This window comes from Clostridium sp. UBA4395 (genome assembly GCF_002390995.1).
Lineage (GTDB): Bacteria > Bacillota > Clostridia > Clostridiales > Clostridiaceae > Clostridium_J > Clostridium_J sulfidigenes.
Window position 1 is genome coordinate 1 of record NZ_DGRF01000073.1, and the last position, 19000, is coordinate 19000.

25 protein-coding genes are annotated in these 19000 nt (G+C 28.5%); 17 read left to right on the forward strand and 8 right to left on the reverse strand.

The window, feature by feature from the left end:
- The first annotated feature begins 112 nt into the window (after nt 1-112).
- The 13 genes from B2694_RS12830 to B2694_RS12890 all read left to right on the forward strand — a co-directional run bounded on the left by B2694_RS12830 (nt 113) and on the right by B2694_RS12890 (nt 8990).
- Complete coding sequence (locus tag B2694_RS12830; protein ID WP_346886072.1) at nt 113-328, forward strand: hypothetical protein; 216 nt, start codon at nt 113-115, stop codon at nt 326-328.
- A gap of 52 nt (nt 329-380) precedes the next feature.
- The gene (gene rpiA, locus B2694_RS12835) at nt 381-1100 is read left to right on the forward strand and encodes a ribose-5-phosphate isomerase RpiA (RefSeq protein WP_346886154.1); all 720 of its coding nucleotides are present in this window, start codon (nt 381-383) and stop codon (nt 1098-1100) included.
- A gap of 110 nt (nt 1101-1210) precedes the next feature.
- A complete protein-coding gene (locus B2694_RS12840) occupies nt 1211-1747 on the forward strand; it encodes a flavodoxin domain-containing protein (RefSeq protein ID WP_346886073.1) in 537 nt (178 codons plus the stop codon).
- 68 nt (nt 1748-1815) lie between these two features.
- Nucleotides 1816-2631, forward strand: coding sequence for a class I SAM-dependent methyltransferase (locus tag B2694_RS12845; protein ID WP_346886074.1), 816 nt, complete (start codon nt 1816-1818; stop codon nt 2629-2631).
- Nucleotides 2632-2750: 119 nt separating this feature from the next.
- Entirely contained in the window at nt 2751-3068 is a 318-nt protein-coding gene (locus tag B2694_RS12850; protein ID WP_346886075.1) for a hypothetical protein, read from the forward strand.
- A gap of 41 nt (nt 3069-3109) precedes the next feature.
- Nucleotides 3110-3517, forward strand: a complete 408-nt coding sequence (locus B2694_RS12855) for a hypothetical protein (RefSeq protein WP_346886076.1) — start codon at nt 3110-3112, stop codon at nt 3515-3517.
- A gap of 58 nt (nt 3518-3575) precedes the next feature.
- Complete coding sequence (locus B2694_RS12860; RefSeq protein ID WP_346886077.1) at nt 3576-4070, forward strand: hypothetical protein; 495 nt, start codon at nt 3576-3578, stop codon at nt 4068-4070.
- 80 nt (nt 4071-4150) lie between these two features.
- Nucleotides 4151-4543 (forward strand): hypothetical protein, encoded by a 393-nt coding sequence (locus B2694_RS12865; protein ID WP_346886078.1) that lies wholly within the window; start codon nt 4151-4153, stop codon nt 4541-4543.
- A gap of 53 nt (nt 4544-4596) precedes the next feature.
- The gene (locus B2694_RS12870) at nt 4597-6096 is read left to right on the forward strand and encodes a S41 family peptidase (RefSeq protein ID WP_346886079.1); all 1500 of its coding nucleotides are present in this window, start codon (nt 4597-4599) and stop codon (nt 6094-6096) included.
- A 168-nt stretch (nt 6097-6264) separates the two neighbouring features.
- The gene (locus B2694_RS12875; RefSeq protein WP_346886080.1) at nt 6265-6825 is read left to right on the forward strand and encodes a hypothetical protein; all 561 of its coding nucleotides are present in this window, start codon (nt 6265-6267) and stop codon (nt 6823-6825) included.
- Nucleotides 6826-6876: 51 nt separating this feature from the next.
- Entirely contained in the window at nt 6877-7638 is a 762-nt protein-coding gene (locus tag B2694_RS12880; RefSeq protein WP_346886081.1) for a class I SAM-dependent methyltransferase, read from the forward strand.
- Nucleotides 7639-7701: 63 nt separating this feature from the next.
- A complete protein-coding gene (locus B2694_RS12885) occupies nt 7702-8367 on the forward strand; it encodes a Type 1 glutamine amidotransferase-like domain-containing protein (protein ID WP_346886082.1) in 666 nt (221 codons plus the stop codon).
- A gap of 335 nt (nt 8368-8702) precedes the next feature.
- A complete protein-coding gene (locus B2694_RS12890; protein ID WP_346886083.1) occupies nt 8703-8990 on the forward strand; it encodes a CD3324 family protein in 288 nt (95 codons plus the stop codon).
- Nucleotides 8991-9168: 178 nt separating this feature from the next.
- Here B2694_RS12890 and tnpC read toward each other — a convergent pair whose 3' ends face one another.
- The 3 genes from tnpC to B2694_RS12905 form a co-directional block, all read right to left on the reverse strand.
- Complete coding sequence (gene tnpC, locus B2694_RS12895; protein ID WP_346886084.1) at nt 9169-10806, reverse strand: IS66 family transposase; 1638 nt, start codon at nt 10804-10806, stop codon at nt 9169-9171.
- Nucleotides 10807-10903: 97 nt separating this feature from the next.
- On the reverse strand, nt 10904-11254 hold the full coding sequence (tnpB, locus tag B2694_RS12900) for an IS66 family insertion sequence element accessory protein TnpB (protein WP_346886085.1): 351 nt from the start codon (nt 11252-11254) through the stop codon (nt 10904-10906).
- Nucleotides 11242-11586: a hypothetical protein gene (locus B2694_RS12905; protein WP_346886086.1), complete on the reverse strand. Its 345-nt coding sequence runs from the start codon at nt 11584-11586 to the stop codon at nt 11242-11244. Before B2694_RS12905 ends, tnpB begins: the two co-directional genes overlap by 13 nt.
- Nucleotides 11587-11805: 219 nt before the next feature.
- On the opposite strand from B2694_RS12905, the gene B2694_RS12910 reads away from it, so the two are divergent.
- The 3 genes from B2694_RS12910 to B2694_RS12920 all read left to right on the forward strand — a co-directional run bounded on the left by B2694_RS12910 (nt 11806) and on the right by B2694_RS12920 (nt 13800).
- The gene (locus B2694_RS12910; protein WP_346886087.1) at nt 11806-12660 is read left to right on the forward strand and encodes an RNA methyltransferase; all 855 of its coding nucleotides are present in this window, start codon (nt 11806-11808) and stop codon (nt 12658-12660) included.
- 203 nt (nt 12661-12863) lie between these two features.
- Nucleotides 12864-13196 carry a PadR family transcriptional regulator gene (locus B2694_RS12915; RefSeq protein ID WP_346886088.1) on the forward strand — a complete coding sequence of 111 codons (333 nt, stop codon included), beginning with the start codon at nt 12864-12866 and terminating at the stop codon, nt 13194-13196.
- Complete coding sequence (locus B2694_RS12920) at nt 13189-13800, forward strand: DUF1048 domain-containing protein (protein WP_346886089.1); 612 nt, start codon at nt 13189-13191, stop codon at nt 13798-13800. Before B2694_RS12915 ends, B2694_RS12920 begins: the two co-directional genes overlap by 8 nt.
- 136 nt (nt 13801-13936) lie before the next feature.
- On the opposite strand, the gene B2694_RS12925 is transcribed toward B2694_RS12920, so the two are convergent.
- Nucleotides 13937-15445, reverse strand: a complete 1509-nt coding sequence (locus B2694_RS12925; protein WP_346886090.1) for a glycine betaine uptake BCCT transporter — start codon at nt 15443-15445, stop codon at nt 13937-13939.
- Nucleotides 15446-15769: 324 nt separating this feature from the next.
- Between B2694_RS12925 and B2694_RS12930 the strand changes: the two genes are divergently transcribed.
- Complete coding sequence (locus tag B2694_RS12930; protein ID WP_346886091.1) at nt 15770-16300, forward strand: DUF3888 domain-containing protein; 531 nt, start codon at nt 15770-15772, stop codon at nt 16298-16300.
- A gap of 116 nt (nt 16301-16416) precedes the next feature.
- Here the strand turns inward: B2694_RS12930 and B2694_RS12935 are convergent, their stop codons facing one another.
- The 4 genes from B2694_RS12935 to B2694_RS12950 form a co-directional block, all read right to left on the reverse strand.
- Nucleotides 16417-16617 carry a hypothetical protein gene (locus B2694_RS12935; RefSeq protein WP_035131744.1) on the reverse strand — a complete coding sequence of 67 codons (201 nt, stop codon included), beginning with the start codon at nt 16615-16617 and terminating at the stop codon, nt 16417-16419.
- A 284-nt stretch (nt 16618-16901) separates the two neighbouring features.
- Entirely contained in the window at nt 16902-17972 is a 1071-nt protein-coding gene (locus B2694_RS12940) for a uroporphyrinogen decarboxylase family protein (protein WP_346886092.1), read from the reverse strand.
- 284 nt (nt 17973-18256) lie between these two features.
- On the reverse strand, nt 18257-18457 hold the full coding sequence (locus B2694_RS12945) for an EscE/YscE/SsaE family type III secretion system needle protein co-chaperone (RefSeq protein ID WP_346886093.1): 201 nt from the start codon (nt 18455-18457) through the stop codon (nt 18257-18259).
- A gap of 253 nt (nt 18458-18710) precedes the next feature.
- Entirely contained in the window at nt 18711-18902 is a 192-nt protein-coding gene (locus tag B2694_RS12950) for a ferredoxin (protein ID WP_035131751.1), read from the reverse strand.
- Nucleotides 18903-19000 lie beyond the last annotated feature (98 nt).

The window sequence follows — 19000 nt, forward strand, 5'->3', positions numbered from 1 at the left end:
ATTTCATTTTACAATGAATCAATAATTAAAAATATAAAAAACTTATTAAAAAGATGAAGTTTACTTAGAAAATTAGAATAGAGTAAATCATACGATGGTATGAGAGGTGAATATGAAGGACATTAAAGGGAGAAATGAGTTGAAAAATACAAGTAAGAATAAATTTAAAAGTAAGCTATCTGATGAAGGTGCTTATATTGCTCTTGGTATTGCATTAGGGGTCATATATGGGATATTATTTGATAATTTAGCTATTGGTATTTGTTTAGGAGTTAGTGTTGGAGTAGCAATAGATGAAAATATTAATAAGAAACAAAAATGGATATAGCTGGAAAGTTAAAAATGATTTTTGGGTGGGAGGAAAATAGAGCTTGAATGAAATAGATAAGCGTAATGGAATTGATAAAGAATTATTTTCATACAAAATTTTAAAAGATAAAAAGAGAATTGCTGGTGAAAAGGCAACAGAATATATAAAAGATGGAATGATATTAGGATTAGGAACAGGTTCAACAGCTTATTATATGATTAAAAGAGTAGGGGATTTAGTTCAAGATGGAATGAAGTTAAAAGCAGTTGCAACTTCGAAATTTACTGAAGATTTAGCAAATGAGTTGAAAATTCCTTTAATTTCAATTGATAAAGTAGATACAATAGATTTGTGCATTGATGGAGTTGATGAAATAGATAGTAAATTTAATGCAATAAAAGGCGGTGGTGGGGCATTATTTAGAGAAAAAGTTGTAGCTAATTTAGCTAAAGAGGTAATTTGGATAATGGATGAAAGTAAACTAGTTGATAAGATAGGGTCATTTCCGTTACCTGTGGAGATATTACCTTACGGATATACCCAGATTATTAAAAAGTTAGATGAATACTCTTTAAATCCTATAATAAGAATAAAAGATAATAAAATCTTTATAACCGATAATGGAAATTATATAGTTGATTTACATGTAGGGAAATCAAAAGATATCATGTATGTTTATAATAAAGTTATGAGAATTACAGGAGTGTTAGAAGTTGGATTGTTTTCTGACATATGCAAAAGAATAATTGTAGGTACTGATTATGGAGCTAAGATTATCGAAAATAAGTAGAGAAGAATTATGGTTTAATTTAAATGTAAAGTGAATAATGAAAATTAATTATTAAAATAAAAACTTTTATTCAAAGGTTATAAAGTGATTAAATATATAGGAGGAAATATATGAGTAAAACAGTTGTTATATACAAATCAAAATATGGTTCAACAAAAAAATATGCAGAATGGATTGCTACTGCACTTGATGCGGATATTTTTGAGGCATCTAAAATTGATGTAACTGGTATGCAAAATTATTCTACAATTATTTATGGAGGCGGTCTTTATGCAAGTGGAATACTTGGTGTTTCATTAATTACTAAAGCCTTTGATAAGCTTAAAGATAAAAATTTAGTTATATTTACTGTAGGACTTGCTGATCCAAGTAACACTGAACAATTTATACCTGTTATTGATAAGAATTTTACGAAGGAAATGCAGGATAGGATAAAATTATTTCATTTTAGAGGTGCTATTGATTATAAAAATCTTGGTTTTATCCACAAGTCTATGATGGCTTTATTAAAAAACAAAGTAAGTAAAATGCCTGAGGATAAAATGGATGATGAAGCAAAAATGATGCTTGAAACCTATGGGCAAGTGGTAGATTTTACAGATAAATCATCAATCAAGCTATTAATTGAATTTTGTAATGGACTATAGAGTATTATAAAATGATATAGTGATATGTTTATATAGGAGAAATAGAGGAATGTAACTGGAGGAATAAAATGAAGTTAGTAACAATATGGGACAAAGTTGCCATTGATTTTGGAAAGGTAGGGCCACAATATTGGAATAGCTTTGGTAATAGATTAGTTGAACTCTCAAAGATTGACAATGGAGCTAAAGTGTTAGATATTGGAATGGGTAGAGGTGCTTCTTTATTTGCTGCAATAGATAAAATAGGTAAAGATGGATATGCTGTAGGTATAGATAGTTCAGAAGTTATGGTAAGTGAAACTCATAAAGATATTTTAAATAAGAAAATATGTAATGCAGAAGTTAAGAATATGAATGCTCAGAATTTAAACTTTAAAAAAGATTCATTTGATAATGTTATTTGTGGATTTGGAATAGGATATCTTTTACTTAGTGAAAATAGATTAAATGGAATACTAGGAGTATTAAAAGATGGAGGACAAGCAGGATTTAGCATATGGGGTAAACAAGAAGATCAAAAGTGGTTAACTGAAATAGTTAATAAATATTTACCTACGAACGTACAAAGGGAAAATAAGGATAGAAAGCCATATATTCCAAAGTTTGATACAGTAGTGGATGTAATAAAAATATTAGATAACTCAGGTTTTAAAAATGTTAAAGTTTATGAAGAAAGTAAAGATGTTGTGTATAGGGATAAAGAGGAATGGTGGCAAGAAATGTGTACCAACGCAGTTAGAGGAATATTTGAAAAAATAGAAGATTTGGGTTGTGATGTATTTGAAGAGTTTAAAAGAGACATATTCAAAGGACTAGAAAAGTTTAGCAAAGGTGATGGATTTTATTTTAATATGCCAGTAATATATGCATTTGGAGAAAAATAAATATATAAAGAATGGTTTTAGTTCTCGTAAGATATTTGAAATAGATGATGGTTCTTTAGCGGAAGTATTAAGTAGAAATTTAAGATAGATTTTACTCTTTTATATAGATTTAATAGGGGGTGAAAATTATTAATAATAAAAATAATGAATCAAAGTTAAATCCATTAGAAAACCAAGTAGAAGAGATAAATGAGTGGCAAAAGAATGCTAATAATCCTGGTTATTTTATTGGCTCAGGCAAAGCACCATTACCTATGAAGAATATATTAAAGTCTCCTATAATTATGTTAATAATAGGAGTTATATTTGCAATACCAATAATATTTAGTTTAGTTAAGAATTTTAGCATTGAAACTATATTTAATAATGTGGTGATAATAACCATAAGTATTATACTAATTACTGGAGGCATTACAAGGCTGCTAAACAAAGGTTAATGAATTCATAAATATAAGTAAATAATTGGGAGGTTAAAGGGATGAAATCAGATTCAAAAATTAGAATTAAGCTATTACTAATAGCAATGGTTTTTGTAGGAATATTGGCATTGTTTGGCTATATGATTTGGGGAAAACCAAAAACAATAACATATACATCTGCTATAAAAATTGTTGATGTCAATAACAAGGAAGACATAGCTAAATATGAAAAATATAAAAATCCTTATGCATTTAAAGAAAAAGAAAATAATCAATTCACATTAAAATATCATAATTATATATATCCTTTAAAACCTATTGATAGCACACTAATATTAACATCAGAGCAATATGACGAGATAGTTGAGGGAAATAACTATTGGTTTAAAATAAAATTTTCTACTCCTGATAATAGTGGTATTGGGATTGTAAAAAAAGTTTATACGGATGATCCTGCAAGAAAATAAAAAAAGCTAAAAATATTTAATGTGATAGTTATTTACACTTTAGAGGAGAGATAAAAGGATGATTTTATTTGTAGAATGTGTTATTTCCTGTGCAGTTTTCACGCTAATTATATTACCTTCTCTTTATAAAGACCCTATTAAGCATATTATGTCTTACCCTAAAGAAATTAGAGATAGGGTAGAAAATCTGCCTCAGTATAAAGATGTTATTAAAGTTGAAGAAAAAAGACATTTATCAGTTAAATTAATTGCAGTATTGATTTTTGCAATTGTTCTTGCTGTAGTGGCATATTACTCTGGTGCAAAAAACTTTAAGTCTGCATATATCCACGTTTTTATATTATTTTTTGTAGTGAATATTTACGATATGATAGTATTAGATATTGGACTTTTTTGTCACAGTAAAAGAACAAGAATACCTGGAACTGAGGATATGGATAAAGAATATAAGAATCCCTGGCATCATATAAGGGGTACTGTTATAGGAATAGTAATTGGCACTATTGTTGCTTTATTATCAGGGGCAATAGTCCATATCATAGGGATAATATAAAGTTGCTAATTGAAATTTATAATGGATTATGGAGTATTAGAAATTAGATGAAAATGAATGTAGTTAAGGGGATTATTAAGATGTTAGGAAAAGAAGACATAATTAAAATGATTAAAGACATGGAATTACCTTTAAATGAATATTGGATAACCTCTGGTGCAGGTTTAGTAATTCATGGTGTTAAAGAAACCACAAATGATATTGATTTAGGGGGTACTACAAACTTAGTTGAGCTATTTGTAAAAAAAGGTTGTAAGTACACAGTAGAAAAAGATAACTCAAGAATTGTTCACACAAATAATACAATAGAAATACTAGAAAATTGGTTCGTAGATGAAATAGAGTTTATTGATGGATTACCTGTAGGAAGTTTAGAAAGTATAAAAAAGCAGAAGGCGCAATTAGGAAGAGAGAAGTATATTAAGGATATTAAGATTATAGATGATTATATTAAGAATAAGGTTAGTAATTAAAAGGTGCCCAATATCCAATGAAAACATATATTTCGTTTTGGAGGAAATAATTAATGAATAAAAAATTAAAGATTTTTTTAATTATTATGATTTCCATATTCTTAATCATTGGAGGAGTTTATGGATATAAAAGATATAAAAAGTATGATGCTTATAAAACAGATGCAGTATTTTTGTTAGATTTTTTAGAAGATAATTATCCTTTCTTTGAGGTAAAAGCAAAAAAATTAAATTATAATTTTCTAGACTCTAAAGAAGAACTTATAAAAAAAATATCTAAATCTAAAAACGATACTGAATTTATTAAAAATGTAAGTTTAACTATGAATTTATTACAAAATAATCATAGCCATATATCCTTTAACTCATTAATTTTTGAGCACAGTGGTTTATATGATAGTAACGTTGATTTAAAAGAAAAAACTGAATACTGGGCTGACAGATATTTAAAAACATTTTATATCCCAGAAATAAAGTGGAAGTATGTTCAAGGAAAGTATATTGTTACAAAATCTAAAAATGAAAAGATACCAGTAGGAAGTATGATTACTAAATTTAATGGAAAAAGTGTAAGTGATTATTTATATGACAATAAAGATATATATTATCTATTAAAGGATTCTAAAAGAAATCAATATTATATATACGAAGATAGTTATTTTAAAAGGGATGGTTCACCAGATAATATAGAAATAAAATATAATAATAAAAAAATAAATTCAACCATACACTATGAGACCTATAGTAAGGAATTAGAAGATTGGTATTATGGCGATTTTATAAATTCTAGCGATAACAATATTGTATTAGATATTGTAAACGAAGGTAAAACTGCCTATATAAAAATTAGAAGTTTTAATGGCGAATTCATGGCAAAGAATCAAGCAACTATACAAGATTTCTTATTAAATCAATGTGCAGATGTTGATAATATTGTTATAGATATAAGAGGTAATGGTGGTGGAAATAATCAATTTGGTGAATTTATAATTTCAGCTTTATCAGATAAACCTCTATATATGTCTTCTTATGATTGTTTTAGAGATACTAAGTTTATGGATGAATATTACTTTTCAAAAATATTTAATGAAGAAATAACTCAATCTCAGATGCCAAAGAATAATTATGATTTAAACAACTTTAGAATATATGATGTAGATATAACTATAAACCCCTATGGTAATTCTATAAATTTCCAAGGGGATATATATGTATTAGTTGATGATATGGTTTATTCTGCATCGGAGTACTTTATAGGTATAGTTAAGGATACTAAGTTTGCAAAAATAATAGGAACAACTACAGGTGGAGATGGTTTAGGTAGAGAGCCAATAGCTACTCTTCTTCCAAATAGTAAGATAGCTATACAATTTTCATCAACCCTGTCTACGAACAGTGTAGGTGTTGCAAATGAAGAAGTTCATACTGAACCTGATATGTATATAGAACAAGATTTAAATGATTACTTAAAATATTTAAGTTCGGGTATTGATAACATTGAAAGAAGTAAATATGACACAGTATACAATAAGGTTATGAGTATTTTAAAATAAACATTGTTTAAGCTTAATGTGGAAGTATCCCAAGGGTACGAAAACAAATTATGAATACAATTTATTTTGCTTAAATTCTTAATTTTTAACATAATTCGGAAAATTAATTGATGATTTCTAGAGTATTTGGTATTATATAGAAAATGAGGTTTAAGGAGGCGTTAATAAATGAAAAAGATATTAATAATTTTTTCAATTATGATAGCCATGTTGATTTGTAGTGGTTGTGAAATGTTGGGTGTGGAAAAGGACAAAACTACAGATATTTCAAATTACAGTGATTATCTTGGAAGTGAAGGTAAACATCCTAATGATATATTCCCTAACAAAATACCGGATTCAGCAGAAGTAGAAGATTTTACTTATTATTACTATAATTCATTTGACCCAAATTATGTAGCATATCTTGTATATACATGTAATGATGAAGATTATACAAAAGAAATAGAAAGGTTGTCAAAATTGAATTCCTCTGAAGACAATCTTATATATGGTGCAACTGGTTTTAATTATCCAGTATGTGCAGTTTACGCTGATAGTTATAATGGTTATATTTATGCTTTAGCTGATGAAGAAAATAGCAGATTGATTTATGTTGAAATTAATTTTTGTAATTATTTTTCTGACATTAACTATGAAAAAATAATTGATGAAGATCACCTTCCTATAGATTTTGATGCAAAAAAAGGAAATGCGACTCGAAAGGCATTTGATGATGGGGAGTTATAATACAAGTAAAATTTACAAGGAAACATTAAATTTTTTAATTTGGAGGATATTATGAATTTAACAGAGCTTAATCCTAAAGGTAGATTTAGTAGTCGAGTAGAGAACTATGCAAAATATAGACCTAACTATCCTAATGAAATAATAAGGTTTCTAAATACAGCAATTGGCTTAGCTAAAGGAGCAATTATTGCTGATATTGGCTCTGGAACAGGAATTTCTGCTAAATTATTTTTGGATAATGGAAACGAAGTATACGGCATTGAACCTAATGCAGAAATGAGGTGCGCTGGAGAGAAGTATCTAATTAATTACACAAATTTTCATTCAATAGATGCATCTTCTGAATATACAAAGTTGGAATCAGAATCGGTAGATGTAATTATATCAGGACAAGCATTCCATTGGTTTGAACCAAAAGCTACAAAAAAAGAATTCCTCAGAATATTAAAACCTGGCGGGTTCGTAGTAATTATTAATAATAGAAGAAAATTTAGCAATAGCCAATTTATGAATGAATATATGGAACTAATTGAAAAATACTCAGAACGTGAGGGTGGGAATTCACTTAATACGGATTTACCCAAATTCTTTGATTTAAAAACAATCGATAAAGAAATATTTTCTAATCCTCAAGTGTATAATTTAGAAAGATTAAAAGGGGATTTAGTATCTTATTCATATATTCCAAATGAAGAAAATCCAAGATTCAATTATATGATTACGGAACTTGAACTTCTATTTAAAAAGTATAATAAAAATGGTACATTGATTTTTGATTATGAAACAGTAGTATATTATTGCAAAATGAAGTAGTTCACATAAATAATAATTGGAACTATTATTACTTTGTGAATTATAAAGAGAGGGAGAATACTAATGGTCAATATATTATTTAGTTTATATAATTTCCATGAAAATTGGGCAAAAGATACAATGGAAAAATATATAAAGTGTGATGATAAGGTTTTGGTAATTCCATTTTCTTTCGGTGAAAATATAAGTAATGATATGGATTGGCAGGATGCCTATAGTAAAGGTAATGGAAAGTATTATAATACTATTATCTTGCCATTTTTGAGTTATGGAATCAGGGAAGAAAATATAGAATGGGTAAATTATTTTAAGGATACAGAGGAAAGTGCAAAAAAGAAATTAGGAAACAGTGACATATTATTTTTCACTGGAGGATTACCTGATAAAATGATGCATCGTTTAAAGGAGTTTGATTTAATAAATGACATTGAAAGTTTTCTAGGAGTAATTATAGGGATTAGTGCTGGAGCGATGATTCAGATAGAAGATTACCATATTACTCCTGATAAAGATTATGATACATTCTCATATAATAGAGGACTAAATTTGATTAGAGATTTTCATATTGAAGTTCATTTTGAAGATACAGAAATAGAAAAAAATTATATAAATAAGGTATTAAATGAAAGAGCGGACACTGTATATGCTATTAAAGACACTGGTGGAATAATTGTTGATAATAGTGCAATTACATTACTGGGAGAAGTACAGACATTTAGTAGGGAATAGTTTAATGAGATAATTCTTAATAACATATATATAATTTGAGATTTCTGATATGAGGATAGTTATATTGTTAATTTTCAACATAATTTGGAAAATTAATTAATAATTTATGAAGTATTTGGTATTATGTAGAAAATAAGGTTTATTGGGGGTAGTAAATATGAGATTTCAATTAGCAAAGAAAGAACAACTCAAAATACTCTGTGCAAAGTCTGTAAGTATGGCTTAAGGCGACAATTGCACAGAGGTAAATATCTAGTCGCCATTACTAAATAAATTCATACTTATACAGGCTTTGTTTCCTTAATTTAAAGTATAAATTTAAGGAGCTGAGCTTTATGGGATATGTAAAGGCTGAAACAATCTTACCAGATAATTTATTAAGAGAAATTCAAAAGTATATTCAAGGAGAATATGTATATATTCCATCTGAACATACAACACGGAAAAAGTGGGGAGAAAAGTCAGGAACTAGGCAGCGTATAAAAAATAGAAATGAAGTTATACGTAATAAGCATGAAAGTGGATATACCATTGATGAGCTGTCAGAAGAATTTTTTCTTTCTATAGATAGTATTAAAAAAATTGTATATAGTAAAAATAGAAATGAAAAGCTATCACTCTAATAATGAGTGGTAGCTTTTTATGTGCAAAGAATAATATAGAATTGTTCTTTATATATTAATTGATGATCTCTGTATATTAGTAAGCGTCAAAAAGTAGATGTCTTGTATCTTGATTTCAAATGATTATATAATTAACCCCAGTAAGGACATTCATATGGACCTACTGGGGTTTTTATACTTAGTTATTTTCAACTTTTAAAATTTTAACATCCTCTGGAAGGTCTGCCGACCAAGGCATAAGCTCATAAAATTGCTCTTTAGACTGCACATCTGATTTTGAGAGCATATCAAATAAATATGTTAGGTATTTTTCAACTATTAGGTTGTTAGCTTTAGCTGTTTCTATTATGCTATAGATCATGGCGCTAGCCTTCGCTCCTTTAGATGATGTAGAAAACAACCAATTTTTTCGGCCTATTACAAAAGGTTTTATAGCTCTCTCCGAGGCATTATTATCTATATCTAGTATACCATCTTCTAGAACTGTTTTCATATCTGGCAATAACTTTCTAGCATACTCTAGAGCTTTGCCTAAAGCACTTTTAGGTAGTGCCTCTTTAATTTCTCTGTTTACATATTCTTCGAATTCATCAAGAAGCGGAGCTGTCTTTTCAAGTCTTATTTCATATCTCTTTTCATAAAAGGTTTCATTATCGCCATATTGCTCTTTTATATCTTTTTCTACTTTATAAATTTTCTCACATAAATTAAACCCTATTATTGCTCTTGATTTTTTTAGGGCTTCTTCATCTAAATTTATTATGATTTCATGGAATTTTCTTCTTATGTGTGCTAGGCAGTAGAGTCTTTTAATATTTTCTACACTATTATACCCAGCATAGCCGTCAGTTTGGAGATATCCAGAAAACCCACTAAGGAAATCTCTAGGACAAGAACTAGATCTAGTTTTTTGATAGTCATATATTATGATTGGGCGAACATTACCTCCAGTTTTATATAACCACATATATTTCTTAGACTTAGATTCCTTGCCATTATCTTCAATAACCTGAAGAGTAGTTTCATCAGCCTGGACATAAGGAGACTTCAATAGCTCTTCTTTCATTATTTCAATTATAGGTGTTACTGCATCGGCTGCGCCTATAACCCAATTGGAAAGAGTCTGCCTTGAAAGATTCGCACCAAGCATTTTGAAATAAGTTTCGAGTCTATATAGGGGCATGGCATGTTGGTACTTCATATTTACAACATGAGCTACTAGCTCATTAGAGGCCATACTCTTATATAAAATACCTTCATAGCCCTTAGTTGTCTCTATACTGGCTTCGCCTGAAGCTGCTTCGCAAGCTTTACAAGCGTAGCTGTAAGTAACATGCTCCTCTATATAAAGTTTAGCTGGAACATATTTTAATACTTCTTTAGTCTTTTTACCAATAACCTCTAGTTCACTATTACATTCACTGCAGATAGCTTCCACAGGCGATAGCTTATGTTCAATTACTACTCTTTCTAAATTAGCTAAGTTATCTTTCTTGCCCGTATTTTTAGATGGCTTTGCTCTTTGATAAACTACTTCCTCTATTGTAGGTTCTTCTATTTTAGAGTTACTATTCTTTTCAGCCTCATCAAAAATAGATATTTGGTTAGAATCCACCTGTTCACTAGACTGACCAAATATCTTTCTATTTTTATTTAGAATTTGTCCTTGAAGATAAGCTAATTGATTCTTTAAATCATTTATTTCTTTATCTTTAGATTTTATTTCAGAAGCCTTTTCTTCAAGTTGCTTTTCCATATTTATAATTAATTCTTTTGTAGCTTCATCAAGCTGATTCTCCAAGTTTAAGCTATACATTTTTTTAACCTCATTAGTTTGATTTATTTATCTACATTATACCACAAAACCCTTGATTTATAAAGGGTTTGAGGTGTTTTTATATAGATTTTTCACACTAAAAAGAGTTCTTTGCTGTTATAGGTTTAAACTTTGAAGTAGTTATAATTTCATATCCTTTAAGAAGCCAGTTTAATTCATTTTTATTAATTTTAAGTGCATCTTCTTTTGTCGTAGGCCACTTTAGTCTATTATTTTCTAATCTAAAATAATATAACCAGAAGCCTTCGTCAAAATGAAGTATCTTCAACCTATTCATCTGCCTATTACAAAATACAAATAGTGCTTTTTCAAAAGGATCTAGCTTAAGCTCTGTCTCTACGAGCATTACTAATCCATCAATACTTTTTCTGAGATCAGTAGTTCCACAGGCGAGATATACTGTGTTAACATTATTTAAATTAAACATGATGACTCTAGTTCCTTAATTATACTTGATAGTAACTTTATATCATGAGATGGAATCAATAGTCTAGCTTTTCCTATTTCAATCTTAATCTGAGTATAATCCTTCGGATATTTGTGCGGAGCACTTATGTTATTGTCATCCTTTGTTGTTGAGATAGCATGAAATACTGTTCTTTTAGAACAAAGATCTTTTTCCTTTTTTCTATGATAGTACAATTTACGCCTATCAATACTATATTCTTTACAAAAATCTGAGACAGTACCACTGTATGTAGATAGTTTTTCTAGTGCTTCATTCCAGTATGTTGTCTGCTCCTCCGATAATCTTGACATAAATATACCAACCTTTCTTTTTTAATTGATAACTCAATTTTAACAAAGGTTAGTATTGATATACTATGCGGGAATTCTTTTACGCTTACGTATATTAAGATAAGTATGATGATAAATTTTGATATGTGAAATTATTAATTAAAGATATTTATGTTTGTGGGGTGAAATATAAATAATAAATTTTTTGAATTAGGTATACAGAAAGGAATAATATTTAAAATGGGGTTAGATATAGAGGAATTAGGTGAAGAGTTTTCTCATTTAAAAATTGTTGGTAGTAAGGACAATTCAATAAGACTAATCAATGGAATAATAAAGAATAAAAAGGTTGAAGATGAAGATTTATTTGTTATAGAGGGATTATGGGCCTATGAAAAGATAATTAAAAGTAATATTAGAATAATAAACTTTGTATTTTGTCTAGAGTTTATTAAAAACAAATCTATCCTTGATATGGTTAAGAGTATTTCTATGGTAGCAGAGAATTCATGTTTAATATCAAGTAATTTGTGTAAAAGATTGAGTAGCAGAGATAGTGGAGAAGGATTTTTTCTATTATGTAGTTTTCCAAAGTATGACCTTAAGGATGTAAAGCTAAAGGAAAATAATTTGCTAGTAATACTTGATGGATTAGAGAAACCAGGAAATATTGGAACAATTATAAGGTCAGTTGATGGTGCTGGTGGAGATGGAGTAATTATTTGTAATAGTAAAGTTAGAAAAACAAATCAAAAGCTGATAAAGTCAAGCATGGGATCTAGTTTTATGTTGCCAGTTGTAAGTAGTGACATAGAATTACTTGTAAGGTGGCTTAAGAGTAACGGATTTAAGATTATTGTTACTGATTTAAAAGCCAGTAACAATTACTATGATGCTAATTATAAGGGTAGAATTGCTATTATTGTAGGAAATGAAATACATGGAATTTCAGAAATTTGGAATAAATATGAATGTGAAAGAATAATAATCCCCATGTTTGGAGGTGCAGATTCCTTAAATGTAGGAGTAGCAGCTACTATGATTGTTTATGAAGCAAGCCTTTCTCAAAAGAATTTAGGTAAAAGAATTGGCTAACTATGATTTAAATAAATCATAGTTTTATGGATTATATAGTAGGAAAGAGGGAGTAGTCTTAGAGGCTATACCTTCTTTTTTTAGTGATTATTTTTAGTAAGTATCAAGTAATTCAGGATATATTAAAATATACCTTGCAATGCAAAATACATTTTAATATAATAATAATATACTTTGTATTACAAGGTAAAGGAGGAGTTGCTGTGAATAATAATTCTCAGATTCTTAAAGGTATTCTTGAAGGATGTATACTAAGTATAATTTCAAAGGAAGAGACCTATGGTTATGAACTACTAACAAAATTAAAACAATGTGGCTTTGAAGATATTGTTGAGGGAACGCTTTATCCATTATTACTTAGGCTTGAAAAAAATCAGTTAATAATTGCTGAAAGAAGGAAATCATCCGCGGGAGTTAATAGAAAATATTATAAACTATCAGAAATGGGAAGCATAGAACTTGAAGGTTTTATAGAATACTGGAATAAACTACATGTTAATGTAAATAAGATTATAGGGGGGATGGATGATGAATAATAGCATATTGAGGGATGAATATAAGGAAGCATACATGAGTATAGTAATGTACTTATCAAGTAGTGGTATGGAAGGTAGCTTTATGGATGAAGTAAGTGAGGATGTAAAGGACTTATTAATAAGTGCACAGGATGATGGTATTGATGTGAAGAGTATTATTGGTAATAATATTGAAGAGTTTTGCAAAGAAATAATAAAATCAAAGGATATTAATAGTAGTACAATACTTAATATATATCAAAGTATTAGGTGGGCTATATTTATGTCAGCAATGATGTCATTATTATATTATATATTTCATATGAAATTCACCTTAAATATAATTTTTATGTTTATAGTTGACTTTTTATTTTGTAGGTTTATTTTTAGTATAGGATTAAGGAAAGTAATAATAAAAAATAGAGGAAATACAAAAAAAATAATAAAGGTGTTATTATTATATATTTTATTTGTGATACCAGGAGCAATTCTAAACTTTGTCTTAATTACAAATTTTGTTGTAGAAATTAATTCATTATACACATTCATAGTTTTAGTAGCAATATTGCTATTAAGTTACATCATAGATAAAGCTTTTAGAAATAGAAAGGTGAGGTTAGATTAAGTAATAAAGCAGTAGAATGCTAAAATTCTACTGCTTTATTTTAGTGTGTCGATACTAAGCTAATACTTAAAATGGTTATTTTCTTTTAGAAATATTGAATGAGTTTAATTAAGAGTTAATTTATAAATATAAAGATTTATTTCAAGGGTTTATGTTTAGTTTTTAAGTGTTTTATTTCAGGTAAATTTTCTTTTTTTAATTCTTTAAGTAAAGATGAAAGCATTAAGATTAATATAAAGCTAAAAGGTAGGGCAGTAAGTATAGCCATGGTTTGCAGACCTTTTAAACCTCCACTTAATAGGAGTGATACAGCTATCAATGATTCAAGAATGCCCCATATAAGTTTAATGGATAATTTAGGATTCATATTACCCTTTGAACTAAACATACCAAGAACGAATGTTGCAGAATCTGCTGATGAAACAAAGAATGTCATAATTAAAATTATACAAATAACACTTAATATTGTACCAGTGGGGAGACTTTTCAAGGTGATAAATAGTGTGGAAGTAATATTATTTTTTACAACTTCTACTAAGTTTAAATTAGTATTCATTTGAAGATTAAGGGCTGTTCCACCAAACACCGCAAACCAAAAGAAACTAAATAAAGTTGGAACTAATAAAACACCTAAAACAAATTCTTTTATAGTTCTTCCTTTTGATATACGAGCTATAAATACACCAACAAATGGAGACCAAGCTATCCACCAAGCCCAATAAAATAAAGTCCAACTAGAAATCCAACTAGAGTCTCTAAATGGTCTTAGTTTTAAGCTCAAAGACACAATGTTTTGAAAGTATTCACCTAGAGTATTAGTGAAAATTTCTAAAATATTAGATGTAGGTCCCAAAATAAAGACAAAGAGCATAAGTAGAACTGCAATAGCTATATTAACATTACTTAAAATTTTAATCCCTTTTTCGATACCTGTTGATGAAGATAATAAAAATAGTATAGTCGCAACTATTATTATTAGTATTTGTATAAAACTATTTATAGGAATGCCAAAAACATTATTTAATCCCCCATTTATTTGTAAAGCACCTAACCCTAAAGAAGTAGCCACACCAAAGGCTGTAGCTATTATTGCTAATACGTCTATTATTATAATTAATATGCCTTTAAAACGTAAGTTTTCTTTAATTAAAGGTTTGATTGTTTCACTAATTAATAGTCTTTTATTTTTTCTGAATCTAAAATATGCAAGGACAAGCCCTACAAATGAATAGATAGCCCAAGCATGTAAGCCCCAGTGAAAGAAGCAATAAACCATACCTGTATTAGCGGCTTCAACAGTTAACTCTTTAATACCTATAGGTGGAAAAACATAGTGATCTAAAGGCTCTGCTACACCCCAGAAGATTATACCTATGCCCATACCAGCACTAAATAGCATAGAAAACCAAGTAAGGTTACTGAATTGAGGTTTGTCATCATCTTTTCCTAATTTTAAGTGGCCATACTTGCTAAATGCCAACCAAATTACAAAAATTAAAATAATAAAAGTTATAATAAGAAATAGCCAACCGAATTTAGCTGTAGTAAAGTTTAAGGCATTATTCGATATGGCTATAAAATATTGTGGTGATACAAGTGCACATAAAACAAATAGAACAACAAAAAATATAGATATATATAACATAATTTAAACACCTCATTTATCTTTTTCAAATTTATTTTGCTTTAAATAGTTAGATTTATTCATATTTTGCTTGAAATAATAAGGATTAAACATAGTTATGCTTATTTATTTGTGATAAAGTATGAAGACTATTTAATACATAGGTAAAGTATATATACACATACTATATAAAATAAATATACAAATTAAGAATACATATATATAGGTGAGATAGTTTAGCATGGAGATACGCTATCCGACACATAAAAATAATTTAGAATATCTAATTTATATCTACAGAAAATATAGAGTTAATGTAAATAAAAGAAAATAGGAGTATACGAAGTGATAAATTTTAGAAAAAATATTAAGAGTGGTCTAATAGTATTGGCATTTATGGTGTTAATGGTTAATATCAATGGTAAAGTAGTATTTGGAATAGAAAAGGTTCAAATGTATGGCAAGATAAAAGGTAATAAAGGGTTTAATTGTGTATATTTAACTATAGACTTACCCCATCAACCACCTAAGGAATCCACAGAAGAACTGTATCAGGATGTGTTTTTAGCTTTACTAATGCCTTATATCCAGATTGAGGTGGAAAAATATTATTCTACATACTTGTCTCAAACCCCACTAGTTGATCCTTATTCCATATATATAAATAGTATTTCTAGACCCAATGGTTATCGTTCCTTTGTATTTGATATAAGCCTTCAAGTAAATCCCTATATAGGACCTCATATTCTTGTGGGAACTGATAATATTGATTTCACAATAGAAGGAAATGGAAGGGTTAAGGTGAAAAAGTTTGAGCATATAAAAAGTTATGACTTACCACCAGCCTATGAGCATATAATGACAGAGATTGTATAAGAATTTAGCATCAAGTTGTTATAACTAGTGAAGTTATAGTGAAATAAAATTCGCCAATACCCTAAAAGGGATATTGGCGAAGAGGAAATAGTGGAATATAATAGCACTAGTTTTTACTATTCTTCATAGTTAGAAAGTGTGTTATTTAATGAATGTAGTGCACTTTCTACTGAGTTAAGGGTATTTTCGATTATTTGTCTGTTTTGTGATTTTTCAACAGATTTTAATGCTTGATCCAAGCAAGTTTTTGAATCTTGAAGTTCAATTTGTACATCTCGTAGATGGCGTTTAGCGCTTTTTCCTTCATTATTGTGCATAACAATTACCTCCTAAAACTTTATTTTTAAGGTATGGAGCTAGCATATTATGAAAATAAGCTTAAGCTCAATCCAAGAGTGAAATTTTGTTCATAGTAAATTTCTTCATCTACAACAGTCCTATTAACACCATTATTATCAGAAGAATTTCACTATGAAATATCAAAATTATTATATGTCATAAATTTAAAATCATACTTGGAAAGTTTAGCTTATGAAAGAAAAAAACTTAAGAAATAGATTATTAAAGAATTTATTTCTTAAGGTTTCAGTAAAGAGTTCTATTAATCATTCATTAGCGCTTCTAAATCTATTGGATACTTTCCATATAGTTTACCAGCATCCATAAAGGCTTCAATATTATTCATTGGAGTGTGCATTGGAATTTGACATCCAGTGCTTAAAATATAACCTTTTTCAGAATTGTAACCTTTTGTAATACATTGTTTAACTGACTTAAAAATGTCTTCTTTAGTTCCAGCATACATAACATCAACAGGAGGAACATTTCCGGTTATTACAACTTTATCACCCATCACATTTTTAGCTTCTTCTATATCTTCTATATTATCAATACTAAAATTAGAAATTCCAGTATTCACAACATCTTCCCAGATGTCTTTACTTTTTCCACAGATGTGTATACCAGGGTAACTACCAGTTTTTTCTTTTATTTTATTTATGTTTTTTTGAAGAGCAGGTAAGGAAAATTCTCTGAATTGCTTTGGACTTATAAGACTTGTTGATGAGACTGGATCAGCAAAACTAATTGAGATACCCAGTTTAGCAACTTCTTCTATGTATCTATTATTAGATTCTGACACTATTTCCATAAGAGTATGAACTTTTTTAGGATATTTAATCATCCATTTTAATAAATTTTCAGTTCCTACTACAGAGGCTGCAACACTAAAAGGACCAGACATAGAGGCACTGATATCTACATCATTTATAAGTGCATCTTTAGTAAGTTTTAATGCTTCCAGTAGTAAAGGTAATTTTCCATCCTTTAGAGGGTTTACTATTTTGAGAGATTCAATTTCATCTATTGATTTAATAGCAGGTTCTAGTAAATAGGAGATAGCATAATCAGGATAGCATACCTTGGCTCCCATAGCTTCGGCAACTCCTCTAAGACTAGTAGATATGCCTACGCTATCATGACGAAGTTTTTTAAACAAAGCTATTTCTAAATCTGCCATTAGTCGTGCAGAATGATAGTAATCCTTAGTTGTTATACGAATGAATGGCGCCATAGTTGCTCCCATGTCTGGGATACAAATTAGTCTATCAATTTCTAATCCTTTAGAAAATGCATCCATTCTTTCTTTTGGAGTCATTTCTTCTTTAATCACTTAAAGGTTCCCTCCTAACAAAAATATATTTTACATATTAATTACATAACTCTAAAGTAATTATATAAGACAAAAATAAATATGTATAATTGAATTATCCTATATATAACATCTATCTATTGATATAACCAATATAAAAAGATAAATTTTGCTTATTAAAATGATGAAATATAATATAGAAAAAGACTGAGATATTAATTGTTTTATTTAATATCTCAGTCTCTCTATAAAATTAATTGATATTCATATAGAACACAAGGTTTTTGGATTAACCTTGTGTTTTGCTATTCTTGATAGTTAGAAAGAGTACTATTTACTGAGTTTAATGCACTTTCTACTGAATTAAGAGTATTTTGGATTTTTTGTCTGTTTTGTGGTTTTTCAACAGAGTTTAATGCTTGATTTAAGCAGTTTGTTGAATCCTGAAGTTTACTTTGTACATCTTGAACATGTTGTCTTGCATTTTTTCCTTGATTTTGTTGCATAATAATTTCCTCCTAAGTTTTATTTTTAGATATTAAGATAAGATTTAATATCTAATTTAATTTTTAGTCATAGTAAATTTCTTTACCATATATAATTATTATCACTAAGAAGTAAATAACTTCACTATGAACTAGTAAAGTTATTGTATGTTATAAAATTTAAATTATACTTTTAATTTTTAACTATTAAAATTAATAATATAATCACAAAAAAGTATTAAGATAAGAAAAGCTAGGCAGTAAGCCTAGCTCATTATTCTTTAATATCTATGGCATCTACAGGACATTGATCTCTTCCATCAACAGCTCCAGCTTCAAGATCAGAAGGAACATCTCCATCTATAGCTTCAGCTTTACCATCATCATCGAATGAATAAATCTCAGGGCAGACACCAACACAAGCTCCACAGCCTATACAGGTATCTTTGTTCACGATTGCTTCCATATTTACTCCTCCTTGTTTTTAATATACTAACAAGGTTAGTGTTTGCAGTAATTGATTTCATATACGTAAAAATTACAAAATTATAAAGTACTTAGTGG